Raw genomic sequence first — 18,150 nt, 5'->3', positions numbered from 1 at the left:
CCGATCACGACTCGCCAAAGAAATTGATCGGCTTCGAATCCGGAGCAAGCTTGACGATGGCCTTTTTGCGATCCTGCGTACGGCCAACATACTTGCCAACCCGCTTGACCTTACCGGTCTGGTTCAGCGTGTTTACGGAAACGACCTTCACGTCGAACAACTTCTCAATCGCCTTGCGAATCTCAACCTTGTTCGCGCGGCGGTCGACCTCAAACACGTACTTGTTTTCTTCCATGAGCTCAGTGGAGCGTTCAGTGATGACCGGACGTTTAATCAAATCCCGCGGATCCATCAGGCGAACACCTCCTCTACCTTCGCAACCGCATCCTTCGTCAGTACGAGGTGATCGTGACGGAGCAGTTCATAGACATTGATGCCGGCCGCATCCATGTATTTCACTCCAGGAATGTTCCGCGAAGAGCGATATAGAGGTTCCTTCTTTTCACCGTCGACAATCAGCGCTTTACCGACGTTGAGGTTCTTCAAAACGGAAACCATTTCCTTGGTCTTCGGCTGGTTCAATTGCAAATCATCCAGCACGATGATTTTACCTTCTGCAACCTTGGAGGAAAGTGCACTGTACAGCGCAAGACGACGCACTTTCTTAGGCACAGAGAAGGCGTACGAGCGAGGCGTCGGCCCAAACACAACGCCACCGCCCTTCCATTGCGGAGCGCGAATACTACCTTGACGGGCACGGCCCGTCCCCTTTTGACGCCACGGCTTACGGCCACCACCGGATACCGCCGCACGGTTCTTAACCTTGTGCGTACCGGCACGGCGTGCAGCCAAATACTGCAACACGACTTGGTGCATGAGATCCAGCCGTACAGGCGCACCGAAAATCTTGTCGCTAAGCTGCAACTCGGAAACCTGTTGACCGGCTGTATTCAAAACTGCCACTGTCGGCATGACTCTGCCTCCTTTCAAACACAGATCCTTACTTCTGTTGCGCCTTCACGGCGGAACGAATCGTCACAAACGAATTTTTCGGTCCCGGAACAGAACCCTTAATCAGCAACACATTCTTTTCGACGTCGACGCGGACAACCTCCAAGTTCTGGACCGTCACACGTTCTCCACCCATACGTCCCGCCATGGTCTGACCCTTAAACGTACGGTTTGCGGCAATAGAACCGAGCGAACCAACGCCACGGTGATATTTCGAGCCGTGCGCCATAGGACCACGATGCTGATTATGGCGTTTAATAGGACCTGCATAACCCTTACCCTTAGACACGCCAATCACGTCAACGACATCCCCAACGGCAAACACGTCAGCCTTCAGCTGTTGACCAACCTCGTAGTCCGCCAAGTTCACACCGCGAAATTCACGTACAAAACGCTTTGGTGCGGTACCCGCCTTTTCGGCGTGTCCCTTTTCCGCTTTCGTCGCCCGATTGGGCTTTTGGTCAGCAAAGCCCACCTGAATCGCTTCATAGCCATCGACTGCCTCTTCGCGCTTTTGCAGCACGACGCACGGACCAGCCTCAATGACCGTTACCGGCACAACTTCACCGTCTTCCGTAAAGACTTGTGTCATGCCAAGCTTGCGCCCGAGAATCCCCTTCAAAGTGTGCACCTCCTCAAACACATACAATACAACGGCACCTGGTGTGCCGTATCCCAATTACAACTTAATCTCGATATCAACACCAGACGGCAAGTCGAGACGCATCAACGAGTCGACTGTTTGCGGCGTCGGATTGTGGATATCGATCAAGCGTTTATGTGTACGAATCTCGAATTGTTCACGCGAATCCTTATATTTGTGCGGTGCACGCAGGATGGTGTACACCTCGCGCTCCGTCGGAAGCGGAATTGGCCCGGCCACCTTAGCGCCCGAGCGCTTCGCCGTATCAACAATGCGTTCTGCCGACTGATCCAAAATCGTGTGATCATACGCCTTCAATCGAATCCGAATCTTTTGCTTCGCCATATGTTTTCCCTCCTTTTCGCCCAATTCGTTGGACATACTCCGCAGAAATTCCCCCATCGGTATCCCATATGGCTTATGGACACATAGGCAACCTTCCGCTTCATCGCTATTTGAGACCAACGTCCGATATTATACTAGACCAGCATCTACGTGGCAAGGTTTTTTGCGAATTCGCAAACTCGGCCATGAAACAAGGCGGCCACAATGGGCCGCCTGATCTAACCATCACTTGCGTGAAGTCATATTACTTGATGACCGACGCGACGACACCAGCACCAACCGTGCGGCCACCTTCGCGAATGGAGAAACGGGTGCCTTCTTCAACAGCGATGGGGGCGATCAATTCAACCGTCATGGAAACGTTATCGCCAGGCATCACCATTTCTGTACCTTCCGGCAATTGAACAACACCGGTAACGTCCGTGGTACGGAAGTAGAACTGCGGACGATACCCGTTGAAGAACGGGGTGTGACGGCCGCCTTCTTCCTTCGTCAAGACATACACTTCAGCGGTGAACTGAGTATGCGGATTGATGCTGCCAGGCTTGCAGACAACTTGGCCACGCTCGATGTCTTTACGCTCCACACCACGCAACAGCGCACCAATGTTGTCACCAGCTTCAGCTTGGTCGAGAAGCTTGCGGAACATCTCGATACCGGTGGCAACCGTCTTACGGCGCTCTTCACGCAGACCGACGATTTCAACTTCGTCGCCAACCTTCAAAGTACCGCGTTCAACACGGCCTGTAGCAACCGTACCGCGACCCGTGATGGTGAACACGTCCTCGACCGGCATCAGGAATGGCTTGGTCGTGTCGCGCTCTGGCGTTGGGATGTAGCTGTCGACCGCATCCATGAGCTCTTCAATCTTCTTGACGTATTCCGGATCGCCCTCGAGAGCCTTCAGAGCGGAGCCGCGGATGACCGGGATATCGTCTCCAGGGAACTCATACTCGCTAAGCAATTCGCGAACTTCCATTTCGACGAGTTCGAGCAATTCTTCATCGTCGACCATGTCGCACTTGTTCAGGAAGACCACCAAGTACGGAACGCCGACCTGACGGGAGAGCAGGATGTGCTCACGCGTTTGTGGCATCGGACCGTCAGCAGCAGATACGACCAAGATAGCACCGTCCATCTGAGCAGCACCGGTGATCATGTTCTTCACGTAGTCCGCGTGTCCTGGGCAGTCCACGTGTGCATAGTGACGATTGTCGGTTTCGTACTCGACGTGAGCGGTATTGATGGTGATACCGCGCTCGCGCTCTTCCGGAGCCTTATCGATTTCGTCGTACTTCTGAGCCTTCGCCTTACCCTTAGCAGCCTGTACGGACGTAATAGCCGCCGTCAAAGTCGTCTTACCGTGGTCGACGTGACCGATGGTACCAATATTGACGTGCGGTTTGCTGCGATCAAATTTTTCCTTTGCCACGAGAGATCACTCCTTATTCGCCTTTGCTCTTCTTAATGATGCCCTCAGCAACACTCTTCGGAACTTCTTCATAGGCGGCGAGCTCCATGGAATAGGTGCCGCGACCTTGAGTACGTGAGCGTAGCGAGGTCGAATAACCAAACATCTCGGACAGCGGAACGAATCCGCGGACGATGCTTGCGTTATTGCGCGTATCCATGCCTTCAACACGACCACGGCGCGAGTTGATGTCACCCAGGATATCACCCATGTACTCCTCGGGGACCGTTACCTCTACACGCATGATAGGCTCCAGCAGAACGGGTGCAGCCTTTTCGGCACCGGCCTTCAGGGCCATCGAACCAGCGATTTTGAACGCCATTTCACTCGAGTCGACATCGTGATACGAACCGTCATACAACGTCGCCTTGACGTCGACAAGTGGATAGCCAGCCAACACGCCGTTACGCATAGCTTCCTGAATACCCTCTTCGACCGCAGGGATGTATTCCTTCGGAATCACACCGCCGACGATCTTGTTTTCGAAGACGAAGCCTTGTCCACGTTCCAACGGTTCGAAGATGACCTTGACGTGGCCATACTGCCCGCGGCCACCAGATTGGCGAACGAACTTGCCTTCTTGGTCGACACGCTTGGTAATCGTCTCACGGTAAGCAACCTGCGGCATACCTACGTTGCACTCGACCTTAAACTCGCGTTGCATGCGGTCGACAATGACCTCCAGGTGCAGCTCACCCATGCCCTGGATGATGGTTTGTCCGGTCTCGGGGTCGGTGTACGTCTTGAACGTCGGATCTTCTTCCGCCAACTTCGACAAAGCAATACCCATCTTGTCTTGGTCGGCTTTTGTCTTCGGCTCAATGGAAACCGAAATAACAGGTTCCGGAAATTCCATCGACTCGAGAAGAACGACATTCTTTTCGTCACACAAGGTATCGCCAGTGGTCGTATCTTTTAGGCCTACCGCAGCCGCGATGTCACCCGCATATACCCGGGAGATTTCTTCGCGGTGGTTTGCGTGCATCTGCAAGATACGGCCAATGCGTTCCCGCTTGCCCTTGGTCGAATTCAAGACGTACGATCCGCTCTCCAAAATACCGGAGTACACACGGAAGAACGCGAGCTTACCGACGAACGGATCCGTCATAATCTTGAAGGCCAGAGCCGAGAAGGGTTCCTCGTCCGAAGAATGACGCTCAATTTCTTCACCATCGGGCGTCACGCCTTTAATAGCAGGCACGTCGGTCGGAGCTGGCAGGTAATCCACAACCGCATCCAACATGAGCTGAACACCTTTGTTCCGGTAGGATGAGCCGCACAGGACCGGGAAGAGTTGTACCTTACACGTACCCTCACGCAAGCCAGCTTTGATCTCGTCGACCGTAAGCTCCTCGCCTTCGAGGTACTTCATCATCAGCTCTTCGTTGACCTCGGCTACCGCCTCGATCAACTCTGCCCGCTTCTCCTCCGCAAGATCCTTCAATTCTTCCGGAATCTCAGTATTCTGCGCCTGCGTGCCGAGGTCATCCGTGTAAATGATAGCCTTCATTTCAACAAGGTCAATCATGCCACGGAACTCATCTTCTGCACCGATGGGCAATTGAATCGGCACCGCTTTCGCGCCAAGGCGTTCTTTCATTTGGTCAACGCAAGCGAGGAAGTCGGCTCCAATGATGTCCATCTTGTTGACATAGGCAATGCGCGGGACATGATATTTGTCCGCCTGCCGCCACACCGTCTCAGACTGAGGTTCGACGCCGCCCTTGGCATCAAACACCGCACAAGCACCATCGAGCACGCGTAGAGAGCGTTCCACTTCAACCGTGAAGTCGACGTGACCCGGCGTGTCAATGATATTGATGCGATGCCCTTTCCACTGAGCAGTTGTAGCGGCGGACGTGATGGTAATACCGCGTTCCTGCTCTTGCACCATCCAGTCCATGGTAGCCGCACCGTCATGGACTTCGCCAATCTTGTGAACACGGCCAGTATAGAACAGAATGCGCTCGGTCGTCGTGGTTTTACCGGCATCGATATGTGCGATAATACCGATGTTCCTCGTTTTTTCGAGCGGGAATTCGCGTGCCATCGCGCCGCCTCCTTCCTAATTAAAGGATAATGGTTACCAGCGGTAATGCGCGAACGCCTTGTTCGCCTCCGCCATGCGATGCGTGTCTTCGCGCTTACGCACCGCACCGCCAGTATTGTTCGCTGCATCAAGAAGCTCGTTTGCAAGCTTCTCCTCCATGGTCTTCTCACTGCGCATGCGCGCGTAGTTGACCAACCAGCGAAGGCCTAGCGTAATGCGACGGTCGTTGCGAACTTCAACAGGAACCTGATAGTTCGAACCGCCAACACGACGTGCCTTGACTTCCAACACCGGCATCACGTTCCGCATTGCAGTCTCGAAGACTTCCATAGGATCTTTCCCAGACCGCTCGCGAATTAAATCGAACGCACCGTAGACGATGCGCTGTGACACACCTTTTTTGCCGTCCAGCATAACTTTGTTGATCAAACGAGTGACCAACTTATTCCCGTAAATCGGGTCCGGAAGCACATCACGCTTCGGAACCGGGCCTTTTCTCGGCACTGAACACCCTCCTTCCATTCATCCCCGCACGAGGACGTTATCGCTCTATTACGACTTCGCCTTCGGGCGCTTCGCACCGTACTTAGAGCGACCTTGCATGCGGTCTTTCACACCCGCTGTATCAAGGGCACCGCGAACAATGTGATAGCGCACACCCGGCAAGTCCTTAACGCGCCCACCGCGCACCAATACGACGGAGTGCTCTTGCAGGTTGTGCCCGATGCCCGGAATATAAGCCGTGACTTCGATGGTGTTCGTCAAACGAACACGCGCATATTTGCGCAGTGCCGAGTTCGGCTTCTTCGGGGTCATCGTGCCAACGCGCGTGCACACGCCGCGCTTTTGTGGGGACGGCAAGTCGGTCAGCGACTTCTCGTGGCTGTTATAACCCTTTTGCAACGCAGGTGCCGTAGATTTCTTCTCGATGTCCTTACGGCCCTTGCGCACCAATTGGTTGATTGTCGGCATATCTGCACCTCCTCTCACTGTTGAACGTCCCATCCCGTGTCCGTTGCAAGCTCACAGAGCCTGGTGGTTCATCGATACGCAAACAAAAATCCACAGACGTCACACCAAACTAGACAGCATCACTCGGCGAGAATGCTTGCCGTGGCTGCCCCCACTTCAATACCACAAGCTTTGCCCAACTGCCGCATCGTGTCGACCCACTCGATTGGAACTCCGAGCTTGGACGCCAATTGAACGACAGGCTCCGTCACACGAGGCTCCGCATCCTTTGCAACATATACGCAGAGGACTCGTCCTGAAGGCTGCTTGAGAGCTTTCAGCGTTTGGTTCGTGCCTATGGTCTTCCTTTTCGCTTGGCGTATGTCGTCAATGGACACCGCACGATCCTCCTTAGGGGAAAACATCGTGCTGACGCACACTACGGAATTCTATCACCGAGATTTCCGGGCTGTCAACCAAATCACTGTCGACAGCCCAAATTTCCCAGAGTCGTTATTCCACCGTCTCGAGAGCTTGATGTTCCTCTTCGTTCACACCAACGGCGACCTCGACCCCTGCTTCCGCACCGGAAATGGGCGCCACCTGACGATACCGCGCCATTCCCGTGCCCGCCGGGATCAGCTTGCCGATGATCACGTTCTCCTTCAGGCCTAATAACCTGTCGACCTTGCCCTTGATCGCAGCTTCAGTCAACACGCGAGTTGTCTCCTGGAAGGAGGCAGCCGACAGGAACGAGTCAGTTTCCAACGAAGCCTTGGTGATGCCGAGCAACGCCGGACGCGCAACGGCAGGTTCGTGATCGGACAACAACGCTTCACGGTTCGCAGCTTCGTAATCGAACAGATCCACATAGGTACCGGGCAACAGTTCGGTGTCCCCAGCGTCGAGAATGCGAACTTTGCGCAGCATTTGGCGGATCATGACTTCGATGTGCTTGTCGTTAATATCGACACCTTGCAGGCGATAAACGCGCTGTACCTCACGTAACAGGTAATTCTGCACACCTTGCAGGCCCTTGACGCGCAGCATTTCCTTCGGATCGACCGAGCCTTCCGTGAGTTCCTCTCCGGCTTCTAACACTTGGCCGACAGACACGCGAATACGCGATCCGTACGGAATTTGATAGGTCTTCGTCTCACTTTCACCAGTCAACTCGATCTCGCGCTTGTCTTTCCCTTCACGAATATCGGTGATGGTGCCGTCAAACTCAGCGATGACAGCCTGACCTTTCGGATTTCGAGCCTCAAACAACTCTTGTACGCGCGGCAAACCTTGCGTGATGTCATCGCCCGCGACGCCTCCCGTATGGAACGTACGCATCGTCAACTGTGTTCCCGGTTCACCAATGGACTGGGCGGCAATAATTCCGACCGCTTCGCCGATCTCAACCATCTTGCCCGTCGCCAAGTTGCGTCCATAGCACTGAATGCACACGCCGTGGCGCGTACGACAAGTCAAGACGGATCGAATGTACATTTCTTTGATACCTGCCGCAACAATCTTTTCGGCAGCTTCCTCGTCGATCATTTCATTCTTCCCGACAATCTTCTCACCTGTCTCCGGATGGAAGACGTCTTGGAAGGAGACGCGGCCTTCCAGGCGATCGCGCAGATCCTCAATGACTTCCCGCCCGTCGCGGATTTCAGCAACGCGCAAGCCCTTGTCAGTACCGCAGTCATGCTCACGAACAATCGTGTCCTGCGCCACGTCGACCAAGCGGCGCGTCAGATAACCCGAGTCAGCGGTACGCAACGCCGTATCAGCCAAGCCCTTACGTGCTCCGTGCGTCGAAATGAAGTATTCCAACACGGACAAACCTTCACGGAAGTTGGATTTAATCGCCAACTGAATGATTTCGCCTGAAGGATTAGCCATTAAGCCGCGCATACCCGCCAGCTGCGTGATCTGCGAGTTACTACCGCGGGCCCCTGATGTCGCCATCATGTAAATCGGATTGAACTGATCCATACTGTCCATCAGGGTCGACGAAATCTTTTCTTTCGCCTCAGACCAGATTTGGCTGAACGTGATATACTGCTCTTCTTCTGTGATCAAACCGCGCCTGTACTGCTGCTTCAGCTTGTGTTCCTTGGCTTCTGCCTCCGCAACGACGCGGTGTTTCTCTTCAGGCACGATGATATCGCTGACGGCAATCGTAATGCCTGCCTTCGTCGAGTAGTTGAAGCCAAGGCGCTTTACGCGATCGAGAATTTCGGCAGTCATCGTCGTACCGTAGCGTCGGAAGCACTCCGCGAGAATGTTCCCAAGGTCCTTCTTGATGACCGCCTTTGGCACCTTGCGCTGTGCGATGGCGTCCATCGGATTGACGCCCTTATCATAGATGAACGTGTCGTCAGCCGGACCTTCCAGCAAGTTCGACTTGGCAGCCGAATTGAGATACGGGAAATCCGCAGGGAAAATGCTGTTGAAAATCACCTTGCCAGGCGTCGTAATCAACAAAGCACGCTGTTGACGTTCCGTAAAACTCGTCTTATTCAATGCCCTCGCCGGGATGACGATGCGCGTTTGCAAGGTGATCAACCGCTGGTGCAACGCGTATTCCATTTCCGAGATCGACGAGTAGACCGTTCCTTCGCCCTGGGCTCCTTCGCGCTCGATGGTCAAGTAGTATGGACCAAGGACCATATCCTGGGTCGGCGTGACGACCGGTTTGCCATCCTTCGGATTCAGGATGTTATGCGCCGCCAACATCAGCAACCGAGCTTCTGCCTGTGCCTCGGCGGAAAGTGGCACGTGCACAGCCATTTGGTCGCCATCAAAGTCGGCGTTGTACGCCGTACATACGAGCGGGTGCAACTTAATGGCACGCCCCTCGACCAAGGTGGGTTCGAAAGCCTGAATACCCAGACGGTGCAAGGTTGGTGCACGGTTCAACAGTACCGGATGCTGTTTGATCACGTCCTCGACGACATCCCAAACCTCATCTGAGACGCGCTCCACCTTGCGCTTCGCACTCTTAATGTTGTGCGCCAAGCCACGCGCGACGAGCTCCTTCATGACGAATGGCTTGAATAGCTCTAAGGCCATTTCCTTCGGCAATCCACACTGGTACATCCGCAGTTCCGGACCGACAACGATAACGGAGCGCCCTGAATAATCGACACGTTTACCAAGCAAGTTCTGACGGAATCGCCCTTGTTTACCTTTCAGCATGTGCGAAAGACTCTTCAACGGACGATTGCCTGGCCCTGTGACAGGTCGACCGCGACGACCATTGTCGATCAGAGCATCAACCGCCTCCTGCAACATGCGTTTCTCATTTTGCACGATGATGTCGGGCGCACCGAGATCGAGCAATCTCTTCAAACGATTGTTGCGGTTAATCACACGCCGATATAAATCGTTCAAATCAGAAGTCGCGAAACGGCCACCATCCAGTTGTACCATTGGGCGCAAATCAGGCGGAATAACCGGAAGCGCCTCAAGAATCATCCAGCTCGGCTTGTTACCGGACTGACGAAACGCCTCGACAACCTCAAGCCGTTTAATGGCCCGATTGCGTCGTTGACCTTGAGCTGTGCGCAGTTCTTCGCGCAACAACTCGACTTCGCGATCGAGATCGATCTCTTGCAGAAGCGTACGAATAGCTTCTGCACCCATGCCCGCTTGGAACGCGTAGCCGTACTTTTCTCGATACGAGCGATACTCCTTTTCCGAAAGCAGTTGCTTTTTCTCAAGTGGCGTATCACCCGGATCGGTCACGACATAGGACGCGAAATAGATAACTTCCTCAAGCGCGCGCGGAGACATGTCGAGCACAAGCCCCATCCGGCTCGGAATCCCTTTGAAGTACCAAATGTGCGAGACTGGAGCGGCCAGCTCAATATGGCCCATCCGCTCGCGACGGACCTTCGCACGCGTTACCTCGACACCACATCGGTCACAAACGACACCTTTATAGCGGATGCGCTTATATTTGCCGCAGTGACACTCCCAGTCGCGAGTCGGGCCAAAAATCTTTTCACAGAACAGGCCCTCCTTTTCCGGGCGGAGCGTCCGGTAGTTAATGGTCTCCGGTTTTTTCACTTCGCCGTGCGACCACGAGCGGATCTTTTCCGGCGATGCGAGGCCGATTTTCATGAACTCAAAGTTGTTCACATCCAGCAAATCGTGCACCCTCCAATCGTAGCGCCTGCTTCAACGGACACCGTCTGGTCAATCGCCGACTTCGTTGTATTCGAGATTCAAGTTGAGCTTTTCCGACCCGTCGTCGTCCTCGTCGATCTCCTTCATCTCGATCTCGCGTTCGTCACCACTGAGGATCTTCACATCCATACCAAGGCTTTGCAGCTCCTTGATCAAGACCTTGAAAGACTCCGGCACGCCTGGTTCCGGTACGTTTTCACCCTTCACAATGGCTTCGTACGTCTTTACGCGACCAACGACGTCGTCGGATTTGACCGTGAGAATTTCTTGCAAGGTGTATGCAGCGCCATACGCTTCGAGCGCCCAAACCTCCATCTCACCGAACCTCTGGCCACCGAACTGCGCCTTACCACCCAACGGTTGCTGAGTCACCAAAGAATACGGGCCCGTCGAACGAGCATGAATCTTATCGTCAACGAGGTGGTGCAACTTCAGCATATAGACGTAGCCAACCGTAACACGGTTCTCAAATGGCTCACCGCTGCGCCCGTCGTACAGAACCTGCTTTCCATCCTCAGGCAACCCAGCTTCTTTCAGCGTCGAAAACACATCTTCAGGATGCGCCCCATCGAAGACAGGCGTCGCCATTTTCAGCCCGAGCACCTTCGCTGCCATGCCCAAGTGAGTCTCAAGCACCTGTCCGATATTCATACGGGACGGAACGCCGAGCGGATTCAGCACGATTTCGACCGGTGTTCCATCTTCTAGGAACGGCATGTCTTCCTCCGGCAAAATGCGGGCGACAACACCCTTGTTACCATGTCGACCAGCCATTTTGTCGCCTTCCGAAATCTTGCGTTTCTGTGCGATGTACACGCGCACCAGTTCATTGACACCCGCCGGCAGTTCGTCCCCATTTTCACGGGTGAACACTTTGACATCCACCACGATCCCGGCGCCACCATGTGGGACGCGCAACGAGGTATCGCGCACCTCGCGCGCCTTTTCTCCGAAGATGGCATGCAACAAGCGTTCTTCCGCTGTCAGCTCCGTCACGCCTTTGGGCGTCACTTTACCAACCAAGATATCGCCCGTGCGGATTTCTGCGCCAATCCGGATGATGCCGCGCTCGTCGAGGTTTTTCAGAGCATCTTCGCCGACATTCGGAATGTCACGCGTGATCTCCTCTGGCCCCAACTTCGTATCGCGCGCCTCGATTTCGTACTCCTCGATGTGAATTGACGTATAGACGTCTTCCTTGACCATCTTTTCAGATAGCAGGATGGCGTCTTCGTAGTTGTAGCCCTCCCACGTCATGAACGCGACAAGCACATTGCGTCCAAGCGCCAGCTCGCCGTTCTGAGTTGCAGGTCCATCGGCCAAAATATCGCCAACCTTGACTCGCTGGCCCTCACGCACAATTGGCCGCTGGTTAATGCATGTGTTTTGGTTCGATCTCGCAAACTTAATCAACCGGTACTTAGCGAGATCGCCCTTGACGACCTTGCCATCGACTTCCGCTTCTTGGCGGACCCAGACCTCACGAGCCGTCGCGCGTTCGACCACACCGTTATGACGCGAGACGACGCAAACGCCGGAGTCTTTCGCAGCCTGATGTTCCATACCTGTGCCGACATACGGCGAGTCGGTCACCAACAGCGGAACCGCTTGGCGTTGCATGTTCGAGCCCATCAAAGCACGGTTCGCATCGTCATTTTCGAGGAACGGGATCAAAGCCGTCGCAACCGACACGACTTGCTTCGGAGACACGTCCATATAATCGATGCGATCCCGATTGACCGTAATCACGTCTTCGCGGGATCGAACCGTGATTTCTTCCGAAGCGAGACGGCCATCTTCTGTCAGCGGCTCGTTTGCCTGCGCAATGACATAGTTCTCTTCCTCATCAGCCGTCAAATAATCAATTTGATCCGTGACGACACCGGTCTCAGGATCAACTCGACGATACGGCGTTTCAATAAAGCCATACTCATTGATCCGGGCATACGTCGATAACGAGTTGATAAGCCCGATGTTTGGGCCTTCGGGAGTTTCAATCGGACACATGCGCCCGTAGTGGGAATAGTGAACGTCGCGCACTTCGAAACCGGCACGCTCGCGCGTCAAGCCACCCGGCCCCAAGGCAGACAGACGACGCTTGTGCGTCAACTCCGCCAACGGGTTGGTTTGATCCATAAATTGTGACAACTGGCTAGAACCAAAGAATTCCTTAATAGCCGCGATCACCGGACGAATGTTGATCAGTGCCTGTGGAGTGATAGCACTCGCATCCTGAATGGACATTCGCTCACGAACGACCCGTTCCATGCGCGACAACCCGATGCGAAACTGATTCTGTAGCAACTCGCCAACGGAGCGCAGACGACGATTCCCCAAATGATCGATATCGTCAGTCGTACCAACCCCACGCAACAAGTTAAAGAAATACGACACAGCCGCCAAGATATCGGACGGCGTGATGTATTTCACGTCAGACGGCAATTCACCGTTGCTGATCACATGCAATACGCGCCCGTCCTCGGATGGGCTAAAAATCTTGATCATCTGCAACGGCACAACTTCGTCCTCAAGCAGATCCCGTGTGGCACGAATCGTGAAACGGCCCACGTTGCCGTTCAAATGCGGAATCACCCGGTCCAACGTCCGGCGATCGAGCACCGCCCCTGCCTCTGCAATGATCTCACCGGTGTCCGCATCGACGAGCGTCTCAGCCAACCGTTGATTTAAAAGCCGGTTTTTCAAATGCAGTTTCTTATTGATTTTATAGCGACCGACACTCGCCAAATCGTAGCGCTTTGGATCAAAGAAACGCGACGCCAACAACGCCCGGGCATTTTCCACCGTCGGCGGCTCGCCCGGTCGCAGGCGCTCGTAGATCTCCACCAAAGCTCGTTCCGTCGAATCGGTCGTGTCTTTATCGAGAGTGTTCTGCAGGTACTCATCCTCACCCAACAGGTCGATGATTTCGTGATCAGACGAAAGGCCAAGCGCACGCAGCAACACCGTGATCGGCAATTTGCGCGTACGGTCGATCCTGACATAGACGACGTCCTTCGCATCGGTTTCGAATTCCAACCAAGCACCGCGGTTTGGAATTACAGTAGCAGCGAACGTACGTTTGCCATTTTTGTCGATCTTACTGCTATAATAGACACTAGGCGACCGGACCAACTGGCTGACAATCACGCGCTCGGCTCCGTTGATAATGAACGTTCCCGTGTCTGTCATCAGCGGAAAGTCACCAAGGAACACTTCCTGTTCCTTCACTTCCCCGGTCTCTTTATTCAGCAAACGCACCTTGACACGAAGCGGAGCAGCATACGTGACATCGCGTTCCTTCGACTCTTCGACGTCATATTTCGGCTCGCCGAGACTGTAGTCGATGAATTCGAGCACTAGATTGCCCGTGAAGTCCTGAATCGGGGAAATGTCGGCAAACATTTCACGGAGTCCTTCACGCAAGAACCATTCATACGATTTTTGCTGGATTTCAATCAGGTTGGGAAGATCGAGGACTTCACGAATGCGCGAGTAGCTACGACGCTCCGCCCATCCGTACTTGACCATATGTCCCTGCAAAACCGTCACCCCTCAAGCGGATTTGTTGGACGATGCGATACTTTGTGAGGCTTATAGAAGATGAGGCCTGTTGACTCTCGGACTAGCGCCCACAGACGACGAAGAGACGACCTCTGACATGCTGCGCCACGCATGCGCGTGAGTCTCCCAAAAAGGAGTCCACATCGCCGCAAGCAACACATACATGCAGAATCTTCTCTTTGCACATCGCCATACTAGACGTTCATGGACACGTCGGTTCGTATTCACCTATTTCCAAAAACCATGGAGTTTATTCAGTAAAGAGGTGCGCATCCGTCCAATCATCACAGTTTGCATTGGATAAGGTTATCACAACTGCGTAAGCTGATCAATCTTTTTCTGCGCAGAAAATGAAATAACCAGATTTTTTATAGACGATCTCGACAACACCGAAGCGTCTCCGCAATTCCTCCAAGGTCGAAGGCGCTCCATGTTTTTTCTGAATGACAACCCACAACTTACCTCGCTTTCGCAAAGCGCGTTTCGACTGCTCATACAAACGATACATCACCAATTTCCCAGCACGGATAGGCGGATTCAGCAAGACGTGATCGAAAACAGCTTCCATGTCGTCCGGTATGCCGTCATTCACGAGGGCCACCGGCTTTCTGAGCAAACCTACCGTATTGCGCACGGCAAGGTCGATGGCTCGCTCATTGATGTCAATAAGCGTCCACTGTATCCCTGGATACACCCTGCCCAGCACCGCCGTTACCACACCGTACCCAGTCCCCAGATCCAAGGCCTCAGTAGCACCAGCCAAATCTACCGTTTCAATCAATCGGCGCGTCGCTTCATCCAATCCACCCTTGGCAAACACGCCGCGATCCGTAACAAGATCGATCGACACGCCACGCACATCGATATGAATCTTACGTTCATCACTCGCAACGGATGGCCTTTGGCTATAGTAATGATCCGTCATGTTCACACCCCCACGATAACAAAAAGGGTGCCCAAGAAACGGGCACCCTCACGAAAGGGAAGCTTACTTGATTTCGACGGAAGCGCCAGCCTCTTCGAGCTTAGCCTTGATGCTTTCCGCCTCTTCCTTCGAAACCTTCTCCTTAAGCGGCTTCGGAGCATTGTCAACAAGGTCCTTAGCTTCCTTCAAGCCGAGACCAGTGATTTCACGAACAACCTTGATAACGCCAATCTTCGAAGCACCTGCGTTTGCAAGGATGACATCAAATTCCGTTTGCTCAGCGGCACCGCCGTCAGCAACCGCACCAGCACCAGCGATAGCAACAGGAGCCGCCGCTGTAACGCCAAACTCCTCTTCAATAGCCTTGACCAATTCGTTCAATTCGAGCACCGTCATATTTTTAACGGCTTCCAAGATTTCTGCTGTTGTCAATGAGATAACCTCCTTAGATATACATTCCTAACCGGTCTACAAGTCGATTTTTATAACCACAAGCGCACAGGGCGCGCATTACTCGGCAGGAGCGGCTTCGACCTCAGATGCAGCACCAGCTCCGCCATTCTTCTCGGCAACCTGCGAGACCACGTACGCAAGATTGCGCATTGGCGCTTGCAAAACGCTGAGCAACATCGAGAGCAAACCTTCACGGGAAGGCAATTTCGCAATCTCTGCGAGCTCCGCACCTGAGACGATCCGCCCTTCGACAACGCCACCCTTGAGTTCCAGCGCTTTGTGCTCACGCGCGAACTCATGCAAAATCTTTGCAGGCGTCACGGCATCTTCGTAACCAAATGCAATGGCCGTCGGGCCAGAGAGGAACTCATCTAACCCTTCGAGATTTACCTGCTTCGCAGCGCGACTGGTCATCGTGTTCTTAATGACCGCATATTCCACACCAGCAGCGCGCAACCGCGTCCGGAGTTCTGTGTCTTCAGCGACATTCAAACCGCGGTAATCCGCAAGCACCACGCTCTTGCTGCGCTCGAGGCGTTCCGCGACACTCTGAACCAACTGTTCTTTTTCTGCGCGTACAGCCAAACCATCCACCTCCTCCAACGGATACACGAAAGGCGCCTCGACAGCACGAGGCGCCCATCAGCCACAAAGGCTATCTGCAACACCTCGGCAGGCAACTTTAACCTCGGCACTATCCAAGGACCTGCTGTCTACGGTCGTATTTCGCTTGTTTACAATGCGTTATTCGCCAGCTACCGCACGTTGTGTATTGACGCGAATACCAGGCCCCATCGTCGATGAAATCGTGATGCCGCGTACATATACACCCTTGGCACCCGAAGGCTTCGCCTTAATCAATGCACCAATCAACGCACGGAAATTGCCAGCCAATTGGTCAACCCCGAAGGAAGCCTTTCCAATTGGACAGTGAATAATCCCAGCCTTGTCCAAACGGTACTCAATCTTACCCGCTTTAATCTCATTCACAGCGCGAGCAACCTCAAAAGTAACCGTTCCCGTCTTGGGATTTGGCATCAAACCACGAGGACCAAGGATACGACCCAATCGGCTGACCGACGCCATCATATCAGGCGTTGCCACGACAACATCAAAGTCGAACCAACCTTGCGAAACCCTCTGGATTAAATCCTCGTCACCCACATAATCAGCGCCGGCTTCCGTGGCTTCGCGGGCCTTATCACCCTTCGCAAAAACCAAGACGCGAGCTGTTTTACCAGTACCGTGCGGAAGAACGACCGCACCGCGCACCTGCTGATCCTGCTTCTTCGGGTCCACACCCAGACGGACAGCGACTTCAACCGTTTCGTCAAACTTCGCCTTCGCCGTTTGCTTCACCAACGAGAAAGCTTCGTCAACTTCGTACAATTTATCGCGCTCCACGAGCTTCGCCAACTCTTGGGCACGCTTGCTCAACTTCGCCATCGTTTCACCTCCATGTGGTATTCGGTTTTACAACCTCCCACGATCCGCCGCCAATCAGTCGGTAATCGTGATGCCCATGCTGCGAGCCGTCCCTTCGACCATCCGCATCGCCGCTTCAATCGACGAAGCGTTTAAGTCGGGCATCTTCTGCTCGGCAATCTCGCGCACCTTGTCACGAGTCAATGTCGCAACCTTATTGCGGTTGGGCTCAGCCGAACCAGATTCGATACCGGCAGCCTTTTTCAGCAGGACAGCAGCGGGCGGAGTCTTGAGGTCAAACGTGTACGAACGATCTTCGTAGACGTACAGCACCACCGGGATGATCAGACCGACCTGATCTGCAGTGCGCGCATTGAATTCCTTACAAAACCCCATGATGTTGCCAACTTGCGCTTGACCAAGCGCAGGACCTACCGGCGGCGCAGGTGTTGCTTTCCCGGCTGGAATTTGCAATTTCACAACCTTGATAACCTTTTTCGGCAACACAGCCACCTCCTTCACTTCAGAATGTGGTGTTTCGGGCATAGCCCTCCCACTTGAAACCATCTATACGACTCGCACAGCGAGCCACAGAAAGTGGATGGCGAACCACCCAACTTGCTGCCCATGTCATGTCAGGTGCTCAACTTGCGTATAATCGACCTCGAGCGGTGTCTCCCGCCCAAACATCGACACCAGCACCTTTAGTTTCTGGTGTTCCGGCTCAACCTCTTCGACGGTACCCACCATATCGGCAAATGGCCCTTCAACAAGGCGCACAACTTCACCGACGTCAAACGACACAATTGGACGCGGTTGATTGACGCCCATCGACTTCAGAATTGCCTGCACTTCATGCGGCATAAGCGGAACAGGCTTCGAACCAGCGCCAGTCGACCCGACAAACCCAGTTACACCCGGCGTATTGCGAACAACATACCAAGAGTCATCTGTCATGATCATCTCGACCAAGACGTAACCCGGATACGTCTTGCGCTGCACCACGCGCTTTTTGCCATTCTTGATCTCAAGCTCTTCTTCCGTCGGTACGAGAATCGTAAAGATGCGATCCTCCATACCCATCGTCTGCACGCGGCTCTCCAAGTTGCTTTTGACCTTGTTTTCGTAGCCAGAATACGTGTGGATGACGTACCAGTTCTTTTCGAGGTTTTCCATCAGCACAGGCC

At 53.9% G+C, this 18,150-nt stretch carries 17 protein-coding genes; all 17 read right to left on the bottom strand.

Annotated elements, in window-relative coordinates; all coding sequences use genetic code 11:
• Window positions 1–4: 4 nt before the first annotated feature.
• The 17 genes from rplW to nusG all read right to left on the bottom strand — a co-directional run bounded on the left by rplW (window position 5) and on the right by nusG (window position 18,139).
• A complete protein-coding gene (gene rplW, locus BLU70_RS09325) occupies window positions 5–292 on the bottom strand; it encodes a 50S ribosomal protein L23 (protein WP_040288527.1) in 288 nt (95 codons plus the stop codon).
• The gene (gene rplD / locus BLU70_RS09320) at window positions 292–912 is read right to left on the bottom strand and encodes a 50S ribosomal protein L4 (protein ID WP_006445776.1); all 621 of its coding nucleotides are present in this window, start codon (window positions 910–912) and stop codon (window positions 292–294) included. Before rplD ends, rplW begins: the two co-directional genes overlap by 1 nt.
• Window positions 913–940: 28 nt before the next feature.
• The gene (gene rplC, locus BLU70_RS09315) at window positions 941–1,573 is read right to left on the bottom strand and encodes a 50S ribosomal protein L3 (RefSeq protein WP_074693299.1); all 633 of its coding nucleotides are present in this window, start codon (window positions 1,571–1,573) and stop codon (window positions 941–943) included.
• A gap of 57 nt (window positions 1,574–1,630) precedes the next feature.
• A complete protein-coding gene (gene rpsJ, locus BLU70_RS09310) occupies window positions 1,631–1,939 on the bottom strand; it encodes a 30S ribosomal protein S10 (protein ID WP_040288526.1) in 309 nt (102 codons plus the stop codon).
• A 244-nt stretch (window positions 1,940–2,183) separates the two neighbouring features.
• On the bottom strand, window positions 2,184–3,371 hold the full coding sequence (tuf, locus tag BLU70_RS09305; protein WP_006445773.1) for an elongation factor Tu: 1,188 nt from the start codon (window positions 3,369–3,371) through the stop codon (window positions 2,184–2,186).
• 13 nt (window positions 3,372–3,384) lie between these two features.
• Window positions 3,385–5,460 (bottom strand): elongation factor G, encoded by a 2,076-nt coding sequence (gene fusA / locus BLU70_RS09300; protein ID WP_006445772.1) that lies wholly within the window; start codon window positions 5,458–5,460, stop codon window positions 3,385–3,387.
• A gap of 33 nt (window positions 5,461–5,493) precedes the next feature.
• Window positions 5,494–5,964: a 30S ribosomal protein S7 gene (rpsG, locus tag BLU70_RS09295; RefSeq protein WP_040288524.1), complete on the bottom strand. Its 471-nt coding sequence runs from the start codon at window positions 5,962–5,964 to the stop codon at window positions 5,494–5,496.
• Between the two features lie 48 nt (window positions 5,965–6,012).
• Window positions 6,013–6,432 carry a 30S ribosomal protein S12 gene (gene rpsL, locus BLU70_RS09290; protein ID WP_006445770.1) on the bottom strand — a complete coding sequence of 140 codons (420 nt, stop codon included), beginning with the start codon at window positions 6,430–6,432 and terminating at the stop codon, window positions 6,013–6,015.
• 119 nt (window positions 6,433–6,551) lie between these two features.
• Window positions 6,552–6,809: a ribosomal L7Ae/L30e/S12e/Gadd45 family protein gene (locus BLU70_RS09285; protein ID WP_040288523.1), complete on the bottom strand. Its 258-nt coding sequence runs from the start codon at window positions 6,807–6,809 to the stop codon at window positions 6,552–6,554.
• Window positions 6,810–6,924: 115 nt separating this feature from the next.
• Window positions 6,925–10,560, bottom strand: a complete 3,636-nt coding sequence (gene rpoC / locus BLU70_RS09280) for a DNA-directed RNA polymerase subunit beta' (protein ID WP_074693298.1) — start codon at window positions 10,558–10,560, stop codon at window positions 6,925–6,927.
• A gap of 48 nt (window positions 10,561–10,608) precedes the next feature.
• Complete coding sequence (rpoB, locus tag BLU70_RS09275) at window positions 10,609–14,127, bottom strand: DNA-directed RNA polymerase subunit beta (protein ID WP_390854761.1); 3,519 nt, start codon at window positions 14,125–14,127, stop codon at window positions 10,609–10,611.
• A gap of 361 nt (window positions 14,128–14,488) precedes the next feature.
• On the bottom strand, window positions 14,489–15,085 hold the full coding sequence (locus tag BLU70_RS09270; protein WP_040288520.1) for a class I SAM-dependent methyltransferase: 597 nt from the start codon (window positions 15,083–15,085) through the stop codon (window positions 14,489–14,491).
• A gap of 63 nt (window positions 15,086–15,148) precedes the next feature.
• Complete coding sequence (rplL, locus tag BLU70_RS09265) at window positions 15,149–15,517, bottom strand: 50S ribosomal protein L7/L12 (protein ID WP_040288518.1); 369 nt, start codon at window positions 15,515–15,517, stop codon at window positions 15,149–15,151.
• A 78-nt stretch (window positions 15,518–15,595) separates the two neighbouring features.
• Window positions 15,596–16,123, bottom strand: a complete 528-nt coding sequence (gene rplJ / locus BLU70_RS09260) for a 50S ribosomal protein L10 (RefSeq protein WP_040288516.1) — start codon at window positions 16,121–16,123, stop codon at window positions 15,596–15,598.
• 159 nt (window positions 16,124–16,282) lie between these two features.
• Window positions 16,283–16,984 (bottom strand): 50S ribosomal protein L1, encoded by a 702-nt coding sequence (gene rplA / locus BLU70_RS09255; RefSeq protein WP_074693297.1) that lies wholly within the window; start codon window positions 16,982–16,984, stop codon window positions 16,283–16,285.
• A 54-nt stretch (window positions 16,985–17,038) separates the two neighbouring features.
• A complete protein-coding gene (gene rplK / locus BLU70_RS09250; protein WP_143027511.1) occupies window positions 17,039–17,467 on the bottom strand; it encodes a 50S ribosomal protein L11 in 429 nt (142 codons plus the stop codon).
• Window positions 17,468–17,593: 126 nt separating this feature from the next.
• The gene (gene nusG, locus BLU70_RS09245) at window positions 17,594–18,139 is read right to left on the bottom strand and encodes a transcription termination/antitermination protein NusG (protein WP_074693295.1); all 546 of its coding nucleotides are present in this window, start codon (window positions 18,137–18,139) and stop codon (window positions 17,594–17,596) included.
• Between the last annotated feature and the right edge of the window lie 11 nt (window positions 18,140–18,150).

This window comes from Alicyclobacillus hesperidum (assembly GCF_900107035.1).
Lineage (GTDB): Bacteria > Bacillota > Bacilli > Alicyclobacillales > Alicyclobacillaceae > Alicyclobacillus > Alicyclobacillus hesperidum.
The sequence above is the reverse complement of the archived record's forward strand: the minus strand, read 5'-3'. Positions and strand labels throughout refer to the sequence as shown.

Excerpts from the sequence above, each read along its gene's own strand:
- rplW (WP_040288527.1), bottom strand. The coding sequence starts at position 292 with ATGGATCCGCGGGATTTGATTAAACGTCCGGTCATCACTGAACGCTCC.
- rplD (WP_006445776.1), bottom strand. The coding sequence starts at position 912 with ATGCCGACAGTGGCAGTTTTGAATACAGCCGGTCAACAGGTTTCCGAG.
- rpsJ (WP_040288526.1), bottom strand. The coding sequence starts at position 1,939 with ATGGCGAAGCAAAAGATTCGGATTCGATTGAAGGCGTATGATCACACG.
- fusA (WP_006445772.1), bottom strand. The coding sequence starts at position 5,460 with ATGGCACGCGAATTCCCGCTCGAAAAAACGAGGAACATCGGTATTATC.
- rpsL (WP_006445770.1), bottom strand. The coding sequence starts at position 6,432 with ATGCCGACAATCAACCAATTGGTGCGCAAGGGCCGTAAGGACATCGAG.
- rpoB (WP_390854761.1), bottom strand. The coding sequence starts at position 14,127 with ATGGTCAAGTACGGATGGGCGGAGCGTCGTAGCTACTCGCGCATTCGT.
- BLU70_RS09270 (WP_040288520.1), bottom strand. The coding sequence starts at position 15,085 with ATGACGGATCATTACTATAGCCAAAGGCCATCCGTTGCGAGTGATGAA.
- rplA (WP_074693297.1), bottom strand. The coding sequence starts at position 16,984 with ATGGCGAAGTTGAGCAAGCGTGCCCAAGAGTTGGCGAAGCTCGTGGAG.
- nusG (WP_074693295.1), bottom strand. The coding sequence starts at position 18,139 with ATGGAAAACCTCGAAAAGAACTGGTACGTCATCCACACGTATTCTGGC.